This is a genomic window from Mycobacterium colombiense (assembly GCF_003284935.1).
Lineage (GTDB): Bacteria > Actinomycetota > Actinomycetes > Mycobacteriales > Mycobacteriaceae > Mycobacterium > Mycobacterium arosiense_A.
This window is the reverse complement of record NZ_QMEV01000010.1, coordinates 32,530-57,155: the sequence shown is the minus strand read 5'-3', so window position 1 is coordinate 57,155 and position 24,626 is coordinate 32,530. Positions and strand designations below refer to the sequence as shown.

The 24,626-nt window shown below is 61.4% G+C and carries 21 protein-coding genes; 5 read left to right on the top strand and 16 right to left on the bottom strand.

Annotated features, from left to right (window positions below):
* Positions 1-468, top strand: coding sequence for an NUDIX hydrolase (locus DQP57_RS07495; protein ID WP_005086575.1), 468 nt, complete (start codon positions 1-3; stop codon positions 466-468).
* 10 nt (positions 469-478) lie between these two features.
* Here DQP57_RS07495 and DQP57_RS07490 read toward each other — a convergent pair whose 3' ends face one another.
* From DQP57_RS07490 to DQP57_RS07420, 15 genes are all read right to left on the bottom strand, one after another.
* The gene (locus DQP57_RS07490) at positions 479-1,015 is read right to left on the bottom strand and encodes an HD domain-containing protein (protein WP_005116484.1); all 537 of its coding nucleotides are present in this window, start codon (positions 1,013-1,015) and stop codon (positions 479-481) included.
* A 370-nt stretch (positions 1,016-1,385) separates the two neighbouring features.
* Positions 1,386-2,585, bottom strand: coding sequence for an acyl-CoA dehydrogenase family protein (locus DQP57_RS07485; RefSeq protein ID WP_112632418.1), 1,200 nt, complete (start codon positions 2,583-2,585; stop codon positions 1,386-1,388).
* Between the two features lie 159 nt (positions 2,586-2,744).
* Positions 2,745-3,851: an NDMA-dependent alcohol dehydrogenase gene (locus DQP57_RS07480; RefSeq protein WP_005086578.1), complete on the bottom strand. Its 1,107-nt coding sequence runs from the start codon at positions 3,849-3,851 to the stop codon at positions 2,745-2,747.
* A 148-nt stretch (positions 3,852-3,999) separates the two neighbouring features.
* Positions 4,000-4,410 (bottom strand): SCP2 sterol-binding domain-containing protein, encoded by a 411-nt coding sequence (locus DQP57_RS07475; protein ID WP_005110592.1) that lies wholly within the window; start codon positions 4,408-4,410, stop codon positions 4,000-4,002.
* A 91-nt stretch (positions 4,411-4,501) separates the two neighbouring features.
* A complete protein-coding gene (locus DQP57_RS07470) occupies positions 4,502-5,560 on the bottom strand; it encodes a BtrH N-terminal domain-containing protein (RefSeq protein WP_005086581.1) in 1,059 nt (352 codons plus the stop codon).
* A gap of 49 nt (positions 5,561-5,609) precedes the next feature.
* A complete protein-coding gene (locus DQP57_RS07465; protein ID WP_005086582.1) occupies positions 5,610-6,755 on the bottom strand; it encodes an acyl-CoA dehydrogenase family protein in 1,146 nt (381 codons plus the stop codon).
* 38 nt (positions 6,756-6,793) lie between these two features.
* Entirely contained in the window at positions 6,794-8,413 is a 1,620-nt protein-coding gene (locus DQP57_RS07460) for a fatty acid--CoA ligase (RefSeq protein WP_112632383.1), read from the bottom strand.
* A gap of 26 nt (positions 8,414-8,439) precedes the next feature.
* A complete protein-coding gene (locus tag DQP57_RS07455; protein WP_011560574.1) occupies positions 8,440-9,093 on the bottom strand; it encodes a transglutaminase-like domain-containing protein in 654 nt (217 codons plus the stop codon).
* Positions 9,090-10,547, bottom strand: a complete 1,458-nt coding sequence (locus DQP57_RS07450) for a cytochrome P450 (protein ID WP_112632417.1) — start codon at positions 10,545-10,547, stop codon at positions 9,090-9,092. Before DQP57_RS07450 ends, DQP57_RS07455 begins: the two co-directional genes overlap by 4 nt.
* Before the next feature lie 115 nt (positions 10,548-10,662).
* Positions 10,663-12,192, bottom strand: a complete 1,530-nt coding sequence (locus tag DQP57_RS07445; protein WP_011856019.1) for a flavin-containing monooxygenase — start codon at positions 12,190-12,192, stop codon at positions 10,663-10,665.
* Positions 12,193-12,268: 76 nt separating this feature from the next.
* On the bottom strand, positions 12,269-13,234 hold the full coding sequence (locus DQP57_RS07440; RefSeq protein ID WP_012296509.1) for an alpha/beta hydrolase: 966 nt from the start codon (positions 13,232-13,234) through the stop codon (positions 12,269-12,271).
* Positions 13,231-14,748: a flavin-containing monooxygenase gene (locus DQP57_RS07435; RefSeq protein ID WP_011560579.1), complete on the bottom strand. Its 1,518-nt coding sequence runs from the start codon at positions 14,746-14,748 to the stop codon at positions 13,231-13,233. The genes DQP57_RS07440 and DQP57_RS07435 overlap by 4 nt, the downstream gene beginning before the upstream one ends.
* A gap of 44 nt (positions 14,749-14,792) precedes the next feature.
* Positions 14,793-16,286 carry a flavin-containing monooxygenase gene (locus DQP57_RS07430; RefSeq protein WP_005086592.1) on the bottom strand — a complete coding sequence of 498 codons (1,494 nt, stop codon included), beginning with the start codon at positions 16,284-16,286 and terminating at the stop codon, positions 14,793-14,795.
* Positions 16,283-17,206 (bottom strand): hypothetical protein, encoded by a 924-nt coding sequence (locus DQP57_RS07425; RefSeq protein ID WP_005086594.1) that lies wholly within the window; start codon positions 17,204-17,206, stop codon positions 16,283-16,285. Before DQP57_RS07425 ends, DQP57_RS07430 begins: the two co-directional genes overlap by 4 nt.
* A 13-nt stretch (positions 17,207-17,219) precedes the next feature.
* Positions 17,220-18,074 (bottom strand): SDR family NAD(P)-dependent oxidoreductase, encoded by an 855-nt coding sequence (locus DQP57_RS07420; protein ID WP_005086595.1) that lies wholly within the window; start codon positions 18,072-18,074, stop codon positions 17,220-17,222.
* 197 nt (positions 18,075-18,271) lie between these two features.
* Between DQP57_RS07420 and DQP57_RS07415 the strand changes: the two genes are divergently transcribed.
* On the top strand, positions 18,272-18,835 hold the full coding sequence (locus tag DQP57_RS07415; RefSeq protein WP_005131302.1) for a TetR/AcrR family transcriptional regulator: 564 nt from the start codon (positions 18,272-18,274) through the stop codon (positions 18,833-18,835).
* 182 nt (positions 18,836-19,017) lie between these two features.
* Here DQP57_RS07415 and DQP57_RS07410 read toward each other — a convergent pair whose 3' ends face one another.
* The gene (locus tag DQP57_RS07410) at positions 19,018-19,887 is read right to left on the bottom strand and encodes a metal-dependent hydrolase (protein ID WP_011560583.1); all 870 of its coding nucleotides are present in this window, start codon (positions 19,885-19,887) and stop codon (positions 19,018-19,020) included.
* A gap of 69 nt (positions 19,888-19,956) precedes the next feature.
* Here DQP57_RS07410 and DQP57_RS07405 point away from each other — a divergent pair, with 69 nt between their 5' ends.
* The 3 genes from DQP57_RS07405 (at position 19,957) to DQP57_RS07390 (ending at position 24,618) form a co-directional block, all read left to right on the top strand.
* Positions 19,957-20,631: a TetR/AcrR family transcriptional regulator gene (locus DQP57_RS07405; protein WP_011560584.1), complete on the top strand. Its 675-nt coding sequence runs from the start codon at positions 19,957-19,959 to the stop codon at positions 20,629-20,631.
* 346 nt (positions 20,632-20,977) lie between these two features.
* Complete coding sequence (locus DQP57_RS07395; protein ID WP_112632381.1) at positions 20,978-22,579, top strand: acyl-CoA carboxylase subunit beta; 1,602 nt, start codon at positions 20,978-20,980, stop codon at positions 22,577-22,579.
* 5 nt (positions 22,580-22,584) lie between these two features.
* A complete protein-coding gene (locus DQP57_RS07390; RefSeq protein WP_205869061.1) occupies positions 22,585-24,618 on the top strand; it encodes a biotin carboxylase N-terminal domain-containing protein in 2,034 nt (677 codons plus the stop codon).
* Positions 24,619-24,626 lie beyond the last annotated feature (8 nt).

Genomic DNA, 24,626 nt, shown 5'->3' with positions numbered 1-24,626 from the left:
ATGCGCACCGACTACTACAACGACCCCAACGCCCCGGCGCCCAACAGTGTCGTTCCGTCGGCCTCGGCCATCGTCACCGACGAACACGGTCGCATTCTGCTGATCAAACGCCGCGACAACACCCTGTGGGCGCTACCGGGCGGCGGCCACGACATCGGCGAAACTATCGCCGACACCGCCGTGCGGGAAGTCAAAGAGGAAACCGGGCTTGACGTCAAAGTCACGGGTCTGGTCGGTGTCTACACCAATCCCCGCCACGTGGTCGCGTTCACCGATGGCGAAGTCCGCCAGCAATTCTCGCTCCTGTTCACCACCACGGTGCTCGGCGGCACCCTTGCCATCGACCACGAAAGCACGGACATCGCCTGGACTGCACCCGACGAGATCCCTAACCTGGATATGCATCCGTCGATGAGGCTGCGCATCGAGCACTACCTGCAACACCGCGACGGCCCCTACCTCGGCTAACCGGCTGGGTTTATAGCCAGTCGCGTACTCGCCGGACGGCCGCCAACAATTCGTCGCGGCCCGCGTCGACCGCCCGGTGCACCGGGTCCTCGGATCCATAACGCGACAGCACGTCGCGTAACCGATCGCGCGGTGATATCGGCGCCCCGTCAGGTCCGGTCGTCAGATCGCAAAAAGTCAGCACATCAAGGAAATCGCTGGGCGGATCACTGAACGCGGATAAGCCTGACAAGCCCCGCTCGGCAGCCTCCGCGTGCGCTCCGGTATGAAAGGCCACCAAGGAGGCGGCCAGCTCCCCGAAGCCGGCCGCTCGCACGTACTCCGCTCCATCGAGCGGATGAAACCCGGTCCGGCGCAACGACGATGCGTAACCGATATCGTGCAGCCACGCCGCTGCGACCAGACAGTCCGCTGTCTGGGGATCGAAACGCCGACTCAACCGCTCGGCAGTCGCCGCGACGCCCCGGACATGCGCCAACCGCCGCGGCTGCTCAGCCAGCCGCGTCTCGGTCTCGCGCCGTGCACGCTGCGTCAGAACCCCGCTCACAGCCGCCAGCTTACGAGCCACAGCACCATGACGCAGCCCCCTCGCAGCTTATGACGTAGATCCTGGAGGCCAGGATCTGCGAGGAACGGCGGCTACCTGCAGGCTTCGCTACGCTCGCTCTGCTCCCGTCCGCTGGCGCTCCCGTCCGCGCCGCTCCCTGCGCTTCGCCCTCCGTCCGCCGCCACGCACACATGCACCCACGACCGGCGCCGGAACTAAGTCGCAGGCCACCACAGCTCTGGCATCACGACGAAGCGCAGCTGCCCTCGCTCCTCGCCGCATCGAGACGCCGCGAGCGGCAGGCTGGACCAACAGCCGCCTGACCGTCGTTGACCTGCGATGTGAGAACTTTCTTTACTGGTATCAAGAACTAGAGTCCGATACGTTTGGCAATGATCTCATTCATGATTTCGTTGGTGCCGCCGCCTATTCCGAGAATCCGGCAGTCTCGGTAGTGTCTCTCGATCTCAGACTCACGCATGTAGCCCATCCCACCAAAGATCTGAACCGCCTCATTGACCACGTAGTCGCACGCATACACAGCGGTGTTCTTGGCCATCGACACCTCGGCAACGACATCCTCCCCCGCTAGCCACCTCTGCATGACCGCACGGGTATAGGTGCACGCCACGTCGACCTGTCGAGCCATCTCCGCGAGCTTATGGCGAATGACCTGGCGCCCCGTCAAGGGTCTACCGAACGTTTCACGCTCCCGCGCCCAACTCTTGGCGAGATCGAGAGCCCGACCCGCCGTCGCGTACGCCTGGACGGCGATGCCGAGCCGTTCAGCCTGAAATTGCTGCATGATCTGCAAAAACCCGCTGTTTGCTGCCCCCACCAGGTTCTCAGCCGGTACGCGAACGTCGACGAAAGACAACTCGGCGGTGTCGCTACATCGCCATCCCATCTTGTCCAACCGGCGGGACACTTCGAATCCAGGCGAATTCTTGTCGATCACGAGCAATGAAACTCCACCGTAACCCGGTCCGCCGGTGCGTACCGCCGTAGTAACGAAGTCCGCCCGAACTCCGCTGGTGATGAACGTCTTTGCTCCGTTGACCACGTAGGTGTCGCCGTCGCGCACTGCGCGTGTGCGCATATTCGCGACATCTGAACCTGCCCCAGGCTCGGTAACGCCCAGCGAGCCGATCATCTTTCCTGCGAGCGTCGGACGGACATATCGTTCAATCAGGGCGTCGGAGCCATTGGCGGCAATGTGGGGAAGGGCAATGCCATGGGTGAACAAGGCGGCGCAGACGCCAGTGGACCCGCCTGCGGCCAGGATGGCCTCAGTGACCAGTGCAGAGTCAATCGCATTGCCGCCGCTGCCGCCGACTTCTTCCGGGAACCCGATTCCGAGAAGCCCCACCTCGGCAGCATTGAGATGCAGGTCGCGCGGAATCTCACCCACGTGCTCCCATTCCGCTAGCTTCGGCGCGATTTCACGTTCCACGAAAGACCGCGCCATTTGGCTCAGCGCTCGTCGCTCCGGCGTGGTCCACACCTCCGGGGCGATAGCGAAACGAGCAGCCCCATCCCCGCTTGCCGTGGTCGTGCCAGCGTCCGTCATCTCAGCCTCCAGAGAATGTGATAAATGATCTATGAGGTGTCTGATGCTTGCCGTCCTCACGACGGGAAAGAAGGACGCGACGCCAACCACCCAAGCGGCCCGGCCGCATGATCTGCAGCGACGCAAGGACATGAAGACCAGCAGTGGGCATGATGCTCTTCAGAACCGGACCAGCCCTCGGATGTTTTTTCCTGAACGCATATCCTCGTAGCCCTCATTGATTTGGTCGAGGGAGTATTCGCGGGTGACCAACTCATCGAGCTTCAACAACCCAGCGGAGTACAGCTCGACCAGTCGCGGAATATCGTGCGGCGCATTGGATGAGCCATACAAAGCGCCACGAATCTGCTTCTCGTAAAGCGTCATTTCAAGCAGTGATCCTGAGATCGATGAGTCGTCGGGGTGCCCGATGGCCGTGACCACGACGCGCCCGCGCTTTCCGACCAAGGCCAGCGCTTCCGCGGTGTAGGAGGCCTCAGCCACATCGGTGGTGAGGATGCAGACATCAGCCAGCTTGCCCAGCGTCATATCGCTGACCAGCGACCAAGCTTCATCCATCGAGGCCGCGGTGTGCGTCGCACCGAACCCGCTCGCTTGCTCTCGCTTGAACTTCACCGGATCGACCGCCACAATCGCCAGCGCTCCCGCGATTCGCGCGCCCTGAATCGCATTCATTCCGATTCCGCCCGCTCCCACTACCACGACGGTGTCCCCGGCGCGCACCTCCCCAGTCCGCACCGCAGATCCGTAACCGGTCGTGACGCCGCAACCGATCAAGGCTGCCCGATCCAGGGGGATTCCGCCGTCAATCTTGACCACGGACGCCTGCGGCACCACTGTGTACTCGGAAAACGTCCCGAGCAAACACATCTGCCCGACGTCCTCGCCTCGTGCGTGAAAGCGATAGGTGCCGTCGATCTGCGGTCCCATCATGAGCGCCGCTCCCAACTCACAGAGATTGCCCATGCCGCGCGCGCAGTACGAGCAGCGCCCACACGAGGGAAGGAAGGTCAAGATGACAGAATCACCTTCGGACAGTTCCTCAACCCCTTCGCCGCACTCCACGACTGTGCCAGCACCCTCATGACCCCCCACTACCGGCAATGGGATCGGGAGGTCGCCGGTCACCAGATGTTCGTCGGAATGGCACAAGCCGGTGGCCGCCAGCCGCACGAGGACCTCCCCGGGACCTGGCGGATCCAAATCGACTTCTTCGACCTCCCACTTCTGCTCCAAGCCCCACAAAACAGCCGCACGTGTCTTCATGTTGAAGTCCCTTCTATCGAATTACGCTTCTCGAGTAGTTATCCCGACCGCGCACGGTGGTCGCGCGAACTGTCCTGGATGATCTCCGGGCACATCGCCCAGAGGCCCGCGCCGCTCACCCGGGCCCGGGCGCGGTACCGCACCGACATCACACATTGAGCAGGTCGTGACGCTTGTCGGCCTCAAGGATTGCCCGGTATTCCGGAAAGAGGTTCTTTGCCTGCGGTATGAGCTTGATCAGTTTGGTGACAGGACCTTTCGCTCGTACAGTTCCTTTCGCCATCGCCATGGTCAAGTTCACCTTCCCCAACCAGAACCTGTTGCCGGTATCCGCGGACATGAACAATTCGACATTCGGTGTAACGCCACTGTCCGCGCCGGTCTCTACGACCTTCTCCGGCATATCCACGGTTACTACCGCATCCGGATCGGTGTAGTGGATCCGTAACACCACCCCGGACCCGGCAAGTCTGTTCGCAAGGTCTTCGTTCTCCAAACCTCGTCGAAAGATGCCGGCGAGGTAGCGGTAAACCTCTTCCGCATCAGCGAAGACAGCCATCGTGATTCTCCCTTCTTATGACACAATTCAAAGCGCTCAAATAAATCTGCTGGGTCGCAACCAGTTCGGCTTGCTCCGAAGCAATCAGAACTCATAGGAGTAGATCTCCTGCCTCCCTCAGCGCCTCCGCGAGTCGACGTTCGGCTGTCGGCAATTGCGCAGCCACGGACGCGGCGCCGCTCGCTCTTCGGTGCGGATCTGCACCGCGGTCATAAGCGGCGTGCGCAACCGCGGTCCACAACTCAGATGCGGTCTTTGCAGCCTCCGCTGCTTTAAACGCAGGTTCGAAACTCAACTCTTCAGCGACGCGCCGACATCCACGTGCTTGCAGATCTCGGAACAGACCGCCTCCGGTTCCGGCTTTTTCGATGAAGGCGCTCAGCGCAAACAAGGCTCCGTCGAGGGTGTCGTCGTCAAAGATCTTCGGCCACCGCTTGAGATCCTCCACAAAAGTCGATACCCCTGGTAGCCCACGCACCTGAATTTCACAATCGGAGTCCTCGGTGATCGGCGCGCTCACACACGAACCCTGCATCGCGTCCGCGGACCTACGGAAGGCCGACCGGGCAGCATTGCCGAGATCTGGTGCCGCGCCGGGCCACTCGACTACGTAGGTGGTGTGCCGCGTGGGGACGGGAAATCCCGTCGATGCCCGCGCCTTCCGTAGATTCTCGTAAGGCACGGCTTGAGGTGTATCGCGATCGTTATCGACCACGAAGGCGAGTTCCTCGTCGTCGTCGTACCCTACGATCACGACATCGTGCCGGCTCATACTCAGACGCGTTCTCAGATAGGGCAATTCGGCGATGTCAGTCCACACCATGACCGGCGTACCGGCATCGATCTGTTCGGTCACCCATTTCCACCCGAGATCGGGGTCGTCTGTCGAACGACACTCGAAGCGCGCGCCCAACCGGGTCAAGTATTCGTCTTCGAGGTCCGCGCTGCGTCCAACGAGGTAGATCGGTGGACGTAGGTGGGCCGAGCGAACATACGAGAAGTCGAGGGCCCCGCCGAGAGCAAACACGATGCCTTCGTCCGGGGTGTCATCACCCCAACGGATCCCGGCCCATTCGGTCAAATCCCGAAGAGCCCCCGATCCGCAGTGGCCGCCCATGTCGTGGCGATACGGCACCACCATCGATGCCATCAGTCCTCCTCCTCTAGATGACTAACGTGCGGGCGGCAACTCCTCTGAGTCATAGGGAACGCGAGATGATTTCCTTCATCACCTCGTTCGTGCCGGCATAGATTTTTTGCACGCGCTGATCCACCCACAACCTCGAGATGGGGTACTCGGTCATGTAGCCATATCCGCCGTGAAGCTGCATACAGTCATCGAGTACCTTCATCGCTCGCTCAGTGGTCCACCACTTCGCCATGGCGACGGTCTGCACGTCGAGTTGACCCGCAAGGTGCAGGTCGATGCAGTAGTCGAGGAACACTCGTGCGATGCGCGTTTCTGTCGCGGCTTCAGCCAGCGTGAACTTGGTGTTCTGAAAGCCAAAGACAGGCCGACCGAACGCCTCCCGCTCACGCGTGTACTTGAGCGTCTGCTCCAGGGCAAGTTCCATCGCTGCGACAGCCCCCACCGCGACGATGAGTCGCTCTTGTGGCAGCTGCGTCATCAGCTGAATGAAGCCCTGTCCCTCAGACTGGCCCAGTAGATGCGAGCGCGGAACTCTCACTTCATCGAAGAACAACTCGGAGGTGTCCTGGCCGCGCTGGCCGATTTTGTCGAGAACCTTGCCGCGCCGGAATCCCGCCCGGTCAGCCTCGACAACGATCAAAGAGATGCCCGCAGCGCCCTGGCTCGGATCTGTCTTGGCAACAACGATGATGAGGTCGGCCTGTTGGCCGTTGGTGATGAAAGTCTTGGAGCCGGTGATCACGTACTCGTCACCGTCCAGGAGGGCTTTTGTCTTGACGCTCTGCAGATCGGACCCGGTCCCCGGTTCTGTCATGGCGATCGCCCCGATCATTTCACCGGACGCCATCTTGGGAAGCCACTGCGCGCGCAGCTCTTCAGTCGCGTACTGCAGGATGTAGTGGGCGACGATTCCGCTGTGCAGTCCCGCGCCCCATGAGCTGTCACCTATGCGGGCCTGCTCTTCAAGCACGACCGCTTCGTGCGCGAAAGTGCCACCGCCTCCGCCGTATTCCTCAGGTATAGACATGCAGAGCAGGCCCAGCTCGCCTGCTCGGTTCCACAGTTCTCGGTCGACGTGGTGCTGGTCTGCAAAGCGGTTCGCATGCGGCGCCAATTCGGCCGAGAAGAACTTCGCAGCGAGGTCACGAAGCTCGAGTAATTCGGCATTCATCCAGGGAGAGATTGGTGAGGACATGATTACCTTCCGACTGTTGGAATTCCAGGGATTTGACGTTATGACGTTTCGATTTCGATGAGGTATTCGCCGGCAGAGTGGCGCGCACGGATGGCCTTTTTGTCGTACTTTCCGACGCTCGTCCTCGGAATATCGGACACGAAGCTCCATCGATCGGGAATCCACCATTTGGCGACTTTGTCCGCAAGGAACGATCGGAGTTGGTCAATGTCAACGTCGGTTCCGGGGTGGACGACGACAAGCGCCAACGGCCTTTCCTGCCATTTATCGTCCGCGACGCCGACTACCGCCGCTTCGTACACGGCAGGGTGGCCGATCAGCGTGTTTTCCAGCTCCACCGAGGAGATCCATTCGCCACCCGACTTGATGACGTCTTTCGAGCGGTCGGTCAGTGTCAGATAGCCCTCGGCGTCGATCTTGCCCACATCACCGGTACGCAGCCATCCTTCGTCGAACTTCTCCGTATCGTTGTTTCCGAAATAGGACCCGGTGATCCAGGGACCGCGCGCCTGGATCTCCCCAACTGATTGCCCGTCCCACGGCACGTCTTTCCCGTCGTCGTCCCGCAACCGGATTTCGACACCGCAGATCGGTCGGCCCTGGGATGCGCGCAGCTCCCAGCGCCGCGTCGCGTCGGCTCTGTGAACCGGACGTGCAACGGTCGCCAACGGAGAGGTTTCGGTCATACCCCAGGCCTGCACAATGGGCACGTCGTACTTCTCTTCGAATGCCCGCATCAACGAAAGCGGAACAGCAGACCCCCCGCACGCGACCAGCCGTAACGAAGAAATGTCCCGCTCAGGGTGCGAATCCAGATATCGGTCGACATCGTTCCAGATCGTCGGCACTGCACCGGCCAAGGTCGGTCTGGTGTCTTCGATGATCGACACCAACGGTTCGGCTTGGAGATACCGGTCAGGCAGTACGAGATCCGCACCGGACATCAACGCTGCGTAAATAAGCCCCCACGCATTGGCGTGAAACATTGGGACGATGGCCAGAACACGGTCGGCCTCGCTGACTGACAAAGCGTTAGCTGTGCAGGCGGTCAGGGAGTGAAGGTACGTCGAACGGTGGCTGTAGACGACGCCTTTGGGATCTCCGGTGGTACCGCTCGTATAACACATGGCCGCGGCGGACAGCTCGTCGAGCTCAGGCCAGTCAAATGATTCTTCTTGGCCGGCAAGCACTTCCTCGTAACGCAGAACGGTCTTCCCGCATCCCTGTAGCGGGGCAAGGTCGCCCTCTCCGGTGACGATGACGGTGTGCACCGACGCCATCGCTGGGAGCGCGCGCGCCAACAACGGGGCAACCGAAGCGTCGACTAGGACGATCTGATCGCTCGCGTGATTGGCGATGTACGCCAGTTGCTCTGGGGCCAAACGAATGTTGAGCGTGTGCAGGACCGCGCCCATGGAGGGAATCGCACAGTAGGCCTCCAGATGTTCCTGGTTGCTCCACTGGAAGGTGGCCACGCGTTGGTCTGCCGTGACGCCAAGACTGCGCAGCGCATTGGCAAGGCGAGCCACTCGCGCCAGCACAATGCGGTAAGGCGTTCTCCGATATCCATTTCCGGTCGGAGTGACGACCTCGCTGTCACCGTGTATGGCTGCCGCATGCTGGACGATCGCCGACACCGTGAGCGGAACATTTTGCATTGTGCTTTGCATCGTGTAGTGCCCTTTCAGGCGAAGAGGTCGGGACGGCTGTTCGGCTGATCGATGAATGTGCCGTAATGCGTTCTCAGTGCTTGCAGGATGTCTGCTAGGGGTAGATCGTCGTAGGCTCCCCGGTCGCGCAGATACTCCATGTGCTGGGTGCCGTCAGCGGTGAAACCATGGAGTAGCGCGTCGCTACGGCCGTCGAATTCGATCGGCGAGACACCGAAGCGTGCGCACAGCTCGCGATTGAACGCCGGGGTGGCCTTTACCCACGCACCGTTGAGGAACATGAGACTGTAGCCGTGGTAGACGAAAACGTCGCTACCACCCATCCGCTCGCGCAATGCCTTGGTCTGGAGGTGGTTTCGGACGTCGGCGAACCCCAGCCGCGCCGGGATTCCCGCCGCTCGGCACGCTGCAGTCAAGAGCACGGCCTTCGGGACGCAGTAGGCCCGTTCTGCGGTCGCGACGGTGCTGGCGCGATACGCGTGCGGGTTGTCGGTCACCGTGTAGGGGTCGTACCAAATGGAGTCACGGACCGCGGTGAAGATGGCGATGGCCTTCTCGGTGTCGCCGCAGGCACCACGGATCGCCGATGACACGAAGTCACGTACCGAATCTTGTTGCCAGTCAAGAAACTCCGTGGGTTCGAGGTAGGGGCTGTGGTCGACGGTCATCGGCGCTTCATCTCCAACGGAAGTCCGTCCACCGGAATGGGCAGCGAGGTGTTGTCCCATCGGACGTGATAGTTCTCCGGAACCTTCCAAGTGAACGAACGCAGCATCCTGTGCAGGATTGCTTTGACCTCGAGCGTCCCGAATTGCATGCCGATGCACTTGTGCGCTCCACCTCCGAACGGAACCCAGGCGAATCGGTGGTGTTGGTCTTCGCGCCGAGGCTCGTCGAAACGTGAGGGATCGAACCGCTCCGGATCACTCCAGATCGTTCGATCGAAGTGATTCACGGCAGGCGTTATAGCGCATAACGTGTTCGAGGGGATGTGATATCCATCGATGGCGACATCTCGAACCGTCTTGCGCATCACCAGCGGAACAGGTGCAAGCAGTCTGAGCGCTTCCTTGATCACGAGGTCGATGACCGTCATCTTCTCCAGGGCCTCGATGTCCGGCAACCCGTCACCGATGGCCGCGGCTTCCGCAGCCGCAGCCTCCTGCCACTGCGGATACTTGGCAAGGAAATAGGTGACCGCTGTGGTGGTGATCGTCGAGGTGTCGTGGGCCGCCATCATCAAGAAGATCATGTGATTCACCACATCCTCGTCGGAAAACCGCTCCCCGTCTTCGGTCGTGGCTTGACAGAGAGCAGCGAACAGATCCTCCGTTTCACCGGCTCGCGCGGCCGGCAGATGCCGGAAGAAGTAGTCCTCCAAAACGCGCCGCCCTTGCACACCAGCGCGGAATCTGGTTCCCGGAAGCGGAGCACGCACAAGGGAACTCGCCGCCCGGACCGTAGCGACGAACGCCTTGTTGACAGCATCGCTCTCGTCCTTGCCGCGGCCGCCCATGAAGACGTCGGTAGCGATGTCGAGGGTGAGTTCCTTCAACAGTGGGTAGATTCGAACCGACGGGCCCACCGGCCACGCAGGCACTGCCGAGCGAACGCATGGCGTTACCTGTTCGACGTATCCGGTCAGGCGCGGACGCGTAAACGCCTCCTGCATGATGCGCCGGTGCATCAAGTGCTCGTCGAAGCTCATGAGCATCAAACCGCGATGGAAGAAGGCGTCGATCAGGAAGGACCAGCCATCCTGAGAGAATGCCTTCGCTTCGCTCGTGAACGCCTCTCGAGTGGCGTCAGGGCCGGCGATGACCACCATCTTGGTGCCGAACGCGCCCATCCACGACACCGAACCCAGACGGTCGTAGCGCTCTCGACTGAAATCCGAGCCGAATCGGATGTAGTCGAGCGTGTGACCTACGAAGGGCAGTCCGGCATCCCCCCGGACGGCTTTCAATCCATTGCCCGCGGGTGCCGGTGCCAGTTCACGAACCGGCCAGTCCCGGCTCCATCGACGCCATCTGTCGTCGACGGCGTGAGGCGCGGGGACCATGATCACAGAGGACAACCGCTCCTTCACGTGGTGCGCAGGTGCGAGAAGGTGATTCGTCATGGTTCCTCCTGGACGCTGGGCCGCTTTGACGGCGTCCACCAGTCTTTACAAAGATGCCATTGATGTCAATATCTAGACATTATTGGCCTAGCGGTTAAGTGCGCGTCTCGTGCCCTTAGTCGGCCAGGCTCGGTTCTGCAGGGTCTCCGACCTTTAGACGCCCGACGTTTCTCAAGACGTAATCGCCGCTGTGCGGCTTCCGGGTAAGGAGTCGATAAACCAAGGTAGGCCCCGGCCAGTTCGTCGGGATTTCCCCGCTCGAGGTTCGATACCAGCTCGCACACAGCGCCCACACCGACCTCCGTAGTCGCCTTCTCAAGCGCGTGTTGTAGCGTTGCGCGCTCTCCGTCCTGACATCGATCGCATGACCCGGATGAGCAGCCACGGCTTTGATGAGCGTTGCGATGTGACGGACTTGTGACTCGATCATGTAGAGGATCGACCCCGAGCCCACATTCGTGTTGGGACCATAAAGCAGGAACAGGTTCGGGAACATGGGGACAGTGATGCCCAGATATGCGTACGCCTGGGTCTTCCACACCTCGGCCAAGGAGACTCCGCGAGAGCCGCGCACGGACATCGGGGCGAGAAAATCGGTGGCGCGAAACCCGGTTCCGTAGATCACGACATCTGCAGGACGAAACTCTCCATCCACGGTCTTGACACCGTTGTCGCAGAGCTCTGCGATAGCCTTCGGCACCAACGACACGCGATCACTCGCGATTGCTGGATAGTAATCATTCGAGAACAGCACTCGCTTGCACCCTGGCGCGTCCGAAGGCATCAATTGCTCGCGCAAAGATGGGCTAGCAACCTGCCGATGTAGGTGGCGGCGCGCGATCGCACCGAGGACGCGTGAGAGGGGCTTCGCGTCGACTAGCGTCACAGCGAGCAACTCGAAAATTAGCCATACCGCGAAACGCTCGAGGCGCAGCGCCATCGGCAATAACTCGCTCACCCTGTCGTGAAGGACTCCATACCTGCTGTCCCACTTCGGCAAGATCCACGGAGCCGTGCGCTGATATAGCGTGACATGCTCCGCCTCCTGGGCGATGTGTGGCACGAATTGGATGGCACTAGCTCCTGTGCCGATGACGGCTACTTGCTTGCCGCGAAGCGAAACCGATCGGTCCCAACGCGCCGAATGAAAGCGCGGCCCCTGGAAGGTGTCTGCGTCGGCAATAACGGGTACGTGGGGCAAGGAGAGCTGACCCACGGCCGAGACGACGACATCGCAGGTTATTGTCTCGTTCGAGTTCGTAACCAGGGTCCAACGCCCTAGCTGGTCATCGAAGGTCATTGCGACAACTTCGGTCTGGGTACGCAGATGCGCGGCCAGTCCGCCACTCTCCACGAGTTGTTGGAGGTACTTGAGTATCTCGGGTTGCTCGGCATATCGCCGTGACCAACGAGGATTGGGCTTGTACGAGAGTGAGTACAACGCTGACGGCACGTCGCAGGCCGCTCCCGGATAGGTGTTGTCACGCCAAACACCCCCGATGTCTGCAGCCTTTTCCAGGATCGTGAAGTTCGTGAACCCGTCCTTCTTCAGCCGGTGGGCCATCGCAACCCCGGCGAAGCCGGCCCCGATGATCACGATCGACGGATCGTATGCGCGACAGGCCGTCGCGAAGTTGCTGCTCATGAGGCAGAGACGACTGACTTCACGCTGCGGCGGTCGAGGTGGTGTAGGTGTAGGAGCATTGCCTGTTCGGACACTTTCACCTGACTTCCGAGGCTTCAAGGAAGCGTCCCGCTCGATGAATCGCGTCTCGGGCTTCGGGAAGAATCCGGAACATAGCCTGGAATACATGGATCTGTCCCCGGTATACCTGGATCTCGACGTGGGATCCAGCTGATTGAAGTCGCTCGGCGAGACGGCGCGAGTCATCGATCAACATTTCTCTCCCGCCCACCTGAATGAGGATCGGCGGCATCGAGGTGAGGTCCGCGTCAAGCACGCTGAGGCGCGGATCTCCGCGATCTGCGCCACCTACGTAGAGGTCAAGAGCGCGCGCCGCTGATTGAGCGGAGGCAAAAGGATCCCGGCGGCGAATTTCACGCGCTCTGGCAAGTTCGCACCTGAGATCCAGGACGGGAGACATCAGCAGCATCGCATCAGGGAGCGGCAATCCAACTGCACGTGCGCCCAAGGCCGTGGCCATCGTGAGCTGACCGCCCGCTGAATCGCCGGCAACCGCGACGGTGCGCTGACAAGAACCCGGGGACCCTCCGCTGGTAAGCCAGCGATACGCATTCAGCGCATCGTCCGCGGCTGCGGGATAGGGATACCGCGGGGCAAGACGATACTTCACTGCGAAGATGGGGCGCCCGCTCGCCGAGGCGAGTTCACCAAGAAGACCGCGGTGCGTCTCCGGCGAGCACATAGAATAGGCGCCGCCGTGGATGTACAGCAAAGGGTTGGCATGCGGATTAATGGCAGGCGTGGTGATCCAGTCCCCACGAACCGGGCCTCCGGCGAATACAGTGTCAACCTTGCGCACTGTGACGCCGCGCCGAGGCCGTGAGGCTACGAGCGCTGTTCGAAGCACGCGATCCATCACCGCAAGTCCGTAGGCGTTTGATGGCATCAGCTGCGCCAGTGGCCGCAGCGTGGTTCGCGAGGACATCGCGACGAGATGACTGGCAAGACTGGGCTGCCAGTCAGGGGCATCCATTCTGGTCACCGGGGACACACCTCTTCGGGCCGATTCTCGAATCGGTAGTCCGAGAGGCGAAAGGTGCGGCTCCGCCAATAGGTCTCCAGAGTCGTTGATGGACGGAGTGGAACGTCACCGTGCCTGTCGAAGTAGTAGCTGTTGGCATTGGAACAGCTCGGCTGCCAGAAAACCTGTCTGTGACGCCGCCTTAGCACTTCGGCGAAATAACGGTCGTTCGCCTCCTTCTTGACCTCCACGCAGTTAGCACCCAGCGCCCGCGCGCGACGAAGACACCGGACGATGTGCCGACTCTGCGCCTCGATGAGCGTGAAGTACGAGGAACCGTTGTAGCCGTACGGGCCGAAGATGTTGAAATGATTCGGAAATCCCGGGACGCTCACCCCTTCGAAGGCCTGCAGTCGATGCTCGTCCCACCATGTAGCCTGCTCCAGCCCGCCGCGTCCCTTCAATACGTAAGTTGGCATGTTGCCCGACTCCATCACTTTGAAGCCGGTGGCCAGGATCAAGACGTCAATGGGATGAGCTTTGCCGTCTCGAGTATGGACGGATGCATGGTCGATATGGGTTATGCCGCTCGTCTCGAGCGAAACGTTGGACCGGTTGTACGTTGCGAGATAGGAATTGTGGAAGCTGGGTCGTTTACAGCCCAACGAGTAGCGCGGAATGAGTTGTTCTCTCGTCGTCGGGTCATGGACCTCACGCCGCATGTACCGCTTTGCGGCGCTCTCCATGACATCGGCGAACGGTATCACCGTATGAAAGTGAGCGGCGATTGGGAAAGTGATTTCCACGAACGCCTGGCTGGCGGTCCGGGTCGCCAATTGTGCCCCCGGCAGGAAATGTAGAAGCCTTCCACCCCACGTCGGTATGGGGAAGTCTGGCTTCGGCAGACAATAAATTGGAGTTCGCTGAAATACCGTCAGACTCTCTGCTTTCTTTGCGACTTCGGGTATCAGTTGCACCGCCGATGCACCGGTACCGATTACTGCAACCCTCTTCCCGCTGAGATCTTTGGCATTGTCCCATCTAGCCGTGTGGAGCGTAACGCCGGCGAAATCTCGCACCCCCTTGATTTCAGGCCACTTTGGCCGACTGAGAACGCCGGAGCAATTTATCACGAAGCGTGCCGTGAACTCCTCACCATTGGCACTGGTCAAATGCCACCGTGTTGCGTTCTCGTCGAAACAAGCCTCGGTAATGGTTGTGTTGAAACGAATATGGTCCCAGAGCCGATACTTTTCAACACATCGCTCGGCATAGGCTTTGAGCTCATTGCCGTGGGCGTACGTGCGCGACCAAGAGGGCCGCATTTCGTATGAGAATTGATAACTGAACGACGGTATATCGACAGCGATACCCGGGTAGGTGTTCCAGTGCCACGTACCACCTACGCCATCGGCGTCATCAACCATCAAGAAGTCGGTAAATCCCGCCTTCATCAAGCTAATGCCAGACCCGATGCCGGAAAATCCAGCTCCTATGATAATTATCTCGTAATTACGGTCGGACTTGCGATCCATTCCTGTATTTCACCGTTCTGACGGTCAGCCTTGCAAACTTGTATTCAGAGTGATTGCGTCAGCTCGACGTGTGTATCGTCGCGCCGGGTTATCACGTAATCATGAGGATCCAAGCGGGATAGTTCTCTCATAAACTGGGTCGCGAAACCTGGGTACATCGTGCCGTTGTAGCCGTCCTCGGTCAAATACCAACTGCTGCACCCCGAATTCCAAGTCGTTCGTCGAAGGCGGCGCTGAATTTCGGAGTGATAGCGGTCCTGACGATCCTCCCTCACATCCAAAGTGCCGATGTCATTTTGCTGAAGGAGCTTGATCGCCTTGACTATATAGTCAATTGCAGCCTCCATATATACGAGCGCCGAGTTGTGGCCTGGCCCCGAATTCGGTCCGAAAGTGAAGAATAAGTTCGGATACCCGGCCACGCTCACGCTCTTGAAGGCAAATGTCCCCTGAGACCATTCATCGCCGAGCTTCCGACCGCCGAGGCCGCTAATCGGGAACGGGGTGCCACGTTTGGCCACATCGAAGCCAGTGGCAAATACGATACAGTCCACTTCGTGCTCGACACCGTCGGCGGTCCGAACACCGTTGGGTGACAATGTGGCGATCGGCCAGCTGATCAGCTTGCAGTTATCCGCCTGTAGCGCAGGGTAATAATCACTGGTCATGAGCATGCGCTTGCATCCAGGCCTGAAATGGGGCGTCAACTGACGTCTCAACCAGGAGTCTTTCACCTGCCGACGGAGATGAGCCTTGGCCGCCAGCTGTATCGCGGACGTCGCGGCGGTGTTCCAGACCATACCCACTGCCATCACTTCGTGGGCCCAAAACCACGCGTCGCGGAGCGCTTGTTCGCTCACCGGCAGGTGTGTGAAGGTCGAACGCGCCCAGGCCGGATGCCTGAAGTTCACCCTGGGCAACACCCAGCCGGGCGTTCTCTGGAAGACTTTGACCGAGGCAGCCGACTTTACGAGCTCGGGAATGATCTGAACCGCGCTCGCGCCTGTCCCGATGACTGCAACCCTCTTACCGCCGAGATCGTAGCCATGGTCCCATCGAGCGCTGTGGATCTTTTTTCCACCGTACGAGTCAATACCCCGAATATCGGGAAAGCTGGCGTTGGCAAGTGGTCCACTGGCCATCACAACTGACCGGGTGTGATACCGCTTTCCATCTGCCGTGTCGGCCATCCAGATGCCGGCACTCTCATCGAATTCCAAGGCAGTCACGTCGGTATCAAACTGGATGAACCGGGCAAGATCGTACTTGGCGACCATATCGTCGATATATTCGAGGATCTCAGCGCTCCCCGAGTAGGTACGAGTCCAGCCCGGATTCGGCTCGAACGAGTAGGAGTAGAGAAGCGAGGGAATATCGCAGGCCGCACCGGGATAAGTATTGTCTCGCCAGGTGCCTCCGACGCGATCTGACCGTTCCAGGATGACCAAGTCATCCGTGCCCTCTTGAAGCAGTCTGATCGCCGCACCGATGCCTGCGAACCCGGCGCCGACGATCAACGTCGTCGTGGTGCCTGTCATTTGGCAACCGGTTCGTAGGTCAGTTCGTCCGTCCAGGATGGCGGCCGACCGAAAATCTGAACAGGGAAAACATCGATCGCATTGCCAAGGCGCTGAGACACGAAGTGCAGAGGCTGGGACCGCTTGATGGACGACGACATGTGCGCCTTCAAGATGTGATAGCCGGGCACCCTCCGCGTATGCTCACTGCGATCGCCGACATTGGCATACCGCGTCACTGCGTTGTATAACTTCTCCTCGGACAGACCCATAGCGTTGAGATTCATCAACATGCGCGTCAGGAGCGGGATATACAGCAAAGCGCCGGTGAGAATTCGCGGGTCGACAAGAGCACCCGCAGTTTGAATGGCGTGGATTCGCATCGGGCTGGCGCCCAGGTCATTCAAGACCTGGAAGCCAACCGCGAGATGCCTTGATTCGTCGCTGTTGACCTTGTTGAACACCTCCCCGCACACAGGGTCGTCAACCTCATCGAGGAGAAACTTCAGCAGCGCTCCATCGAGCGCAGTCTCCAGTGCCGGAATCGCGGCCCCGATGACGGTCAGGGGCAGGGCTTCCGCATAACGGTCCAGCCATTCGATGACCAGCCGAATATTCTTGTTCGGGACCGGTTTCTCGCCTTCCTCGAGCATGCCCCAGCGACGCATCAAGGCAAGTTCGGCATTGGCGTGACGCTGCTCCTCGGCGTGAAAGTAACGGTAAATGTCTCCGAGCGCTTCGAATGGCGCCTTTGGAGCCATCGCGGCGAAGGCACGTGCTCCAACATGCTCAATCCACACCACGTCGGACATGAATTGCTTGAGTTTGGGACGCTGTTCATCGGTGATCAGTTCCGCGCCAGGGGCGTTCCAATCGATATCGGCAAGAGCCCATTGCTTGTTTTTGATTGTCTCGAGCATGTCACTGTATGCGAAAGCCATTTTCCCTGCTCCTCTACTCGGCTGAATCGTTCCATGAGGCCATGCGCTCCACGAGGCCCAGCGTGCGAGTAAAGGGGCCGGGTAGGGCTCTCTTGAGTTGCCACAAGACTTTGGCATCGAGTTGGGGTACTACATAAATTTGTCCGCGATCGTGCGCGTTCAACGTCGTTCGAGCAACGTGCTGTGGCGAAATGCCGGTCCATTTCATCAGGTTGGCCGCGAGTCTTGCAGCCGCCTCGTCGATTTGAGGATTGTTGACGATGTTCGTCTTCACGAAGGTGGGGCAAAGCACTGTGACGTTGATGTCAGTACCGCTCAGTTCGGCCGCCAATGTCTCCGACAGAGCGAGCACCCCGGCCTTGCTCACGTTGTAAGCCGCCATCCGAGGGGCCGAGCCAAAGCTCGCTGCCGACGCCACATTGATGACTCCGCCATGCCCATTGCTGCGGAGCCGAGGCACAAAAGTCTCGCAGCCGTAGATAACGCCCCAGAGGTTGACAGAAATCGCCGCGTTCCAGTCCTCGATCGACGTCGCGCCGATGCGGTTGCCGCCCGCACCGATTCCGGCGTTGTTGATGACGAGGCTCGCAGCCTTCTCGAACCAGTCTTCGCTCACATCAGCGAGGTTGCGGACCTGCTCAAGATCGGTGACATCGCATGCGATGTCGAAGCCCTCGCCGCCAGCCTGCCTCACCAACTCTGCCGACTCTTTTGCAGTGACGGGATCTTTGTCGGCGCACACCACGCGTCCACCTCGGCGCGCAAGCTCCACGGCGAATGCGCGGCCGATACCGCTTCCTGCGCCCGTGACGACTGCATCGGCGCGGTGCGTTCTGCCTGGTGCGCCGCCGAAGGGCAGCAATCTCATCCGTCTGCCTTTCGGGTCGCGACATGGACGTCTGCTGTGGGGAAACTCTCATCTGGGGGCACCAGCCACCATTGGTGTCGCATGCCACCAGTTTGGTGGTGGAACGAGCACCTTGTCAAGATGGAGAGGTGCGGTCGAGAAACAAGCGCTGGGGTGGTCGGACCGGGGCCGAGCGTCGTGCCGAGCGACGGCAGCAATTGATCGAGGCCGCAACCGAGATTTGGAGTGAGAGCGGTTGGGCCGCGGTCACTATGCGCGGCGTATGCGCCCGCACAGGGCTGAACGATCGATACTTCTACGAGGGCTTCAAGACGCGCGATGAGCTGCTCGTTGCTGCGTGGGATGGCGTCCGCAATGACATGCTCGGCGAGGTCGCCGCGCTCTTCAACGAGCGTGCGAATCGGCCGCCGATCGAAACCATCACCGCGGCGATCACCATCGTGGTCGACCGGATCGCACGCGATCCCGGCCGGGCACGCATCCTCCTCGCTCAGCATGTCGGTAGCTCACCGCTACAAGACCGCCGCGCCGTGGCGCTACAGGAAGCAACGCAGTTGGTCGTTGAGGCAAGCCGGCCACACCTCCGACAAGATGCCGACGAGATAGCCCTTCGCATGGACACCCTGATCGCTGTCGGGGGATTCGTCGAAGTCATCACCGCCTGGCACTCCGGTTTGCTTGCGGTGACCGAGAAAGAAGTGGTCGCGCACACCAGCAGACTTGCTGAAACCCTGGCTCAACGCTATGTCATCAGCGACTGATCGAGGCTCACAACAGGGCCAGCCAGCCCCGTGGCGATCGCTGCGAACCGCATTTGCGGGTCCGACCGCCACCTTCACCGGCCACCGAGCACCGAATCCGTGAGTCACCGACGCGTCGCACCCTGTTCGGAAGGAGCGACGCAGGAACGGTGCTCCTGCGTCGCCGCACTTCCGCATCTTTGCTATCCCGACGAAGCGATAACTCGCTGTGAACCGTCTTGGTCGAACAGTTCTTTGCTCCAATGCTCCAGGACCGCGGCGCTGTCCCAATCATCAGGATGGAAACCCGGGCGATTGTAGGAACGGAAACGCCGCAGCGCATCGGCGGTGAACATCGGGGTGCGACTAAAGCGGTACAGACTGCGCACCAGGGTGACCGGGTTATATGAGGCTCTATCAGCGGCCATAGACAAGGCAGTCTGCAGAATGAGCTCGCCGAACAGAATTACTGAAGCGATCCGCATGCCCCGTACACGGGTGCGCTCGGTTGCTCCCACCAGCCGATAGACATCAAAGGCAACCGCTTTGTGCTCCGACTCCTCGAAGGCATGCCACAGCAGAATCGGTCGAACCTCTGTCTGGCCGATGAGCTTCTGGGCGTCTTCGCTGGTAAGAATGATTTCTGCCAGCGTAGCGGTGTAGTGCTCCAACGCGGAGGTCATGGACAGCCGCATTTCCGGCGAAAAGCGCCGTTCCAATCGCTTGATCAAGCGTCCGACATGACGGTCGATTCGCGCGGTCGGATAACCCATGACCTGGAGTCGCTCGTTTAGGAGACGATGCTGGTGTCGATGTGTGGCCTCTTGTCCGATGAAACCCTTGACCGCTGTCTCTAGTTGGGGATCGTCGATGGAACTCTGGAAGTTCCTGACCGAGCGGATGAAGAAATCCTCGCCTTCCGGGAACGTCGCAGAAAGCACCGAGATGAAATGGCTCATCACCAGGTCGCCATCGACAAAATGTTGCCGCTTCGTGGAGGTCGGCATCGGAAACCGAACGCGCCTGGGTTTTGGCAGCACCCGGGTCGGGGTCGGGGCTTGATCGTCCGACATTTGAGGTCCTTCCTCGAAGTTTGGATCTGACTTTATGCCTTGTCAGATAAGACTGCCAGACTGTAGGACATGAGTCCAGCACGTGTCTATGGCGGGCTGTCCGCAACTCAACGCGATGCACAGCGTCGCGTGATGTTGATTGATGCCGCGGTCTCAATCATGGGCACCCACGGAGCTACCGCGTGCACCGTGACCGCCGTGTGTGCGAAATCAGGAGTGACGAGCCGGTACTTCTACCAACAGTTTCGCGATCGAGACGCGCTCTTGCGTGCGGTATTTGCCAAGATCTCCACTACCTTCCAAGCGGTGATAACCAGCGCCATTCCGGACGACACGGTTGCTCCTCAAGAACTGGCTTACGCTCCGATCAAGGCCCTGGTTCAGGTGATCGAGAACGATCCCCGCATGGCCCGCATACTGTTTGTCGAGTCGGGCGCAGAACCCCTCCTTCGGCAGCTGCGAAGCGATCTGATGACCGATTTTGCGGAGCTGGTGCTCAGAGAGGCCCGCTTGCACCTCGATATACCCAGCGATGTGCTCCAGGTCGCAGATCTCGCCGCTACCTACGGTGTCGGGGGCCTGTTCGAGATACTCCGTCGCTGGATAGATGGACAACTGAACCTCTCGACTGAAATGCTCATCGAGCACTGTGCGGGTTTTCTCGGCATTCTCGGCCTATATACCCTCGGACAGGCGCCTGATCAGGCCGCTCCGCCGCTGGCCAAAGCCGAGGAGACCCGATAAATTCTGGCCGACCGGCGTTATGCACTACTCGGTTGGCTGAAGGGCATGGCGCGACACTGACAATCGCTGCGGGTGTTCACCCGAGATCGCGAACCGTAGACTCCACGCGCGCCGGACGAGGAACTCGATACGACCTCCCACGGGCCCTGTGTGCCGTCCCTCCCCAGTCAATTCCTTCGATCGCTCGATCTGCAGCGAAACGCACCGCTTCGATCCCTCGCCATTCGACGGAACCATGGCGCGGAACAAATCCGACGCCTGCCCCGCACCGTTGTCACCTGATGTTAATTGCGGCTAACATCAGCGCCTAGTAGATCGACGTCGATGCTCGCTTGGAGGGAAAACTTTGGTACAGGTCCTGCCCGATCGGGTCGACGACACCGCGCCCGGCTATCTCAAGAACCGCGAAGGACTGAGCGCGCAACTCGACACCATCGCGGAGCAACTGGCGCTGGTCAACGGCGGCGGCGGCGCGAAATACGTTGCGCGCCACCGTAAGCGGGGCAAGCTGCTTGTCCGCGAGCGCATCGAGCTGATGCTCGACCCCCACACGGCGTTCCTCGAACTATGCCCCTTCGCCGCCTGGGGCAGTAAGTTCCCCGTCGGCGGTAGCGTGGTGGTAGGCATCGGCGTGGTCGAGGGCATCGAGTCGATGATCATCGCCAACGACCCCACCGTCCGCGGCGGCGCATCGAACCCCTATACCTTCCGCAAGGTGTTCCGCGGCATGGCCATCGCGCGGGAGAACCGACTGCCCATCATCAACATCGTCGAGTCTGGCGGCGCCGACCTGCCCACACAGGCAGAGATCTTCGTGCCCGGCGGACAGCTGTTCCACGACTTGACACAGCACAGCGCAGCGGGGCTGCCGACACTGGCCTTGGTCTTCGGCAACTCGACCGCGGGAGGTGCGTACGTCCCGGGCATGTGCGACTACGTCGTGATGGTGCGCAACCGTTCCAAGGTGTTCCTCGGCGGTCCGCCGCTGGTCAAGATGGCCACGGGCGAGGTCTCCGATGACGAGTCGCTCGGCGGCGCCGACATGCACGCCCGCACCTCGGGGCTGGCCGATTACATGGCCGAGGACGAGCAGGATGCGATCCGCATCGGCCGTCGCATCATGGCGCGGCTCAACTGGCGGAAGAGCGGCCCCGGACCCACCACGCCGCCGCACCCGCCGGTGCACGACCCCGATCAGCTGCTCGGCATCGCGTCGGTCGATCCGAAGGTGCCCTTCGACCCCCGCGACGTCATCGCCCGAGTGGTCGACGGCTCGGCCTTCGACGAGTTCAAACCTCTCTACGGCACGTCACTCGTCACCGGCTGGGCCTCGATCCACGGCTTCCCGGTCGGCATCCTCGCCAACGCACGGGGCATCCTGTTCAGTGAGGAGGCCGAGAAGGGTTCGCAGTTCATCCAACTGGCGAATCAGATCGACACCCCCCTCATCTTCCTGCAGAACACCACCGGTTTCATGGTCGGTGCCGAGTACGAGCAGGGCGGCATCATCAAGGACGGCGCCAAGATGATCAACGCCGTGTCCAACAGCACAGTTCCGCACGTGACCATCACCATGGGTGCGTCCTACGGTGCCGGGAACTACGGCATGTGCGGGCGATCGTACTCGCCGCGTTTCCTATTCGCTTGGCCTAACTCGAAGTCGGCCGTGATGGGTCCGGCGCAACTGGCCGGAGTGCTGTCCATCGTGGCGCGCGAGTCCGCCGTCGACCGCGGGCTGCCCTTCGACGAGGAGGCCGACGCCCAGATGCGCGCCGCCGTCGAGGAACAGATCGAGCGCGAATCCGTCGCACTGGCCAACAGCGGCCGACTTTACGACGACGGGATCATCGATCCCCGCGATACGCGGACCGTTCTCGGGTTCTGCCTGTCGGTGATCCACAACGGCGAGGTCCGTGGCCAGCGTGGCTACGGCGTGTTCCGGATGTGATGGCGATGCCCAAGATCCGCAAGGTCCTGGTCGCCAACCGTGGCGAGATCGCGCGGCGGGTGTTCCGCACTTGCCGCGATCTCGGGATCGCCACCGTCGCGGTCTATTCCGACGCCGACGCCGACGCGTGGCACGTCGCCGACGCCGACGAGGCCGTGCACCTTCCCGGCTCGTCTGCCGCCGAGACCTACCTCGACATCCACCGGATCATCGCCGCTGCCTCGCTCACCGGCGCGGACGCAGTACACCCCGGCTACGGCTTCCTTTCGGAAAACGCCGGGTTCGCGCGCGCCTGTGCCGCCGCCGACCTCGTCTTCATCGGTCCGCCGCCCGGGGCGATCGACGCGATGGGCTCGAAGCTGCAGGCCAAGAAGACGATGTCCGACGCGGGGGTGCCTGTGCTGCCCGGTGGCGACACGACGGGGCTATCGGCCGAGCAGCTGGCGAAGCTGGCCGCCGACGTCGGCTACCCCGTGCTGGTCAAGGCCAGCGCCGGCGGCGGTGGCCGAGGCATGCGCATTGTCGCGTCGCCGGACGAGCTCGACGAAGCGGTCACCTCCGCTTCGCGTGAGGCCGCCGCCGCGTTCGCCGACGGCACCGTCTTCCTCGAGCGTTACGTCCAGCGCCCACGCCACGTCGAGATCCAGATCATGGCCGACACGCACGGAAACGTCGTCTCTCTGTTCGAGCGCGAGTGCTCCGTGCAGCGTCGACACCAGAAGGTGATCGAGGAGGCGCCGTCACCGGTCGTCGACGACGCGTTGCGCGCTCGGATGAGCGAGGCCGCCATCGCCGCCGCGCGCGCCGTCGGCTACGTAGGCGCCGGGACGGTCGAGTTCGTCTACGACGCCGCTCAGGATGGCAAAGCCGACTCCTTCGCCTTCCTCGAGATGAACACCCGGCTGCAGGTCGAGCACCCGGTTACCGAGCTGATCACCGGCCTCGACCTGGTGCGTGCCCAGCTGCTCGTAGCCATGGGCCGCCCGCTGCCTGAGGAGATGCACAACCCGCGAATTCGCGGTCACGCGGTCGAGGCCCGTCTGTGCGCCGAGGATCCGGCCGATGACTACCGGCCCTGTACCGGCACCCTGCGCACCTTGGATGTCCCGGCGCTTGCCGGCGTGCGGGTTGACTCGGGTTTTCGTGCCGGTTCGGTCATCAGTCATTACTACGATTCGCTGCTGGCCAAGGTCATCGCGTGGGCACCAACGCGCGACGAGGCACTTGCCAGCCTCTCGGCGGCGCTGGCCGGCGCCCGTATTCACGGCGTGACCACCAATCGCAACCTGCTTGTTCGCGTCCTGCGCCATGACGAGTTCGCCGGGCGGGGCACCGACACTGGGTTCCTTGACCGACACGACGTCGCCCAACTCGGCGCTGCCCTCCCAGACACGCAGTCCGAGCGCCTGCACGCCGTCGCGGCGACCGTGGCCGGGGTGGCCGCGCGGCGTGCCGTCGCAACTCTGCAGGCCACGTTGCCCGCCGGCTGGCGCAACAACCCTTCGCAGCCGCAGACCACAACCTGGCAGACCCAGGGTGGGCGCGAAGTGCGCGTCGGGTACACGTTAGGTTCGACAGGGACCTGCCTGCAGGTCGACGACGAGCCGTTGGCCGACGTCGAGGTTGTCGAGGGCAGTAGCGAGCGGGTGGTGCTGCGCGTCGACGGGGTGCGCCGCACTTATGATGTCGTCCTCGACGGCGATGTTGCCCACCTCGACTCGGTCGCCGGCTACTCCGCCCTGCGGCTGGCGCCACGCTTCGTCGACCCGAGCACTCTGAACCCGCCCGGGTCGCTCACCGCGCCGATGCCGGGTTCGGTGGTCCGACTGCCAGTCGCCGAGGGCGAGACGGTCTCGGCGGGCCAAACCCTTGTCGTCCTGGAGGCGATGAAGATGGAGCACACCGTCGCGAGCCCGATTGACGGGGTGCTGAGCGCCCTGCCGGTCCAGGTCGGCCATCAGGTCTCGAGCGGTGACGTCCTCGCCGTGGTCGAGGCGGTGGACGGCGGTGAAGTGGCGTCGGACGCCACCGAGCTCTAATGAACCCG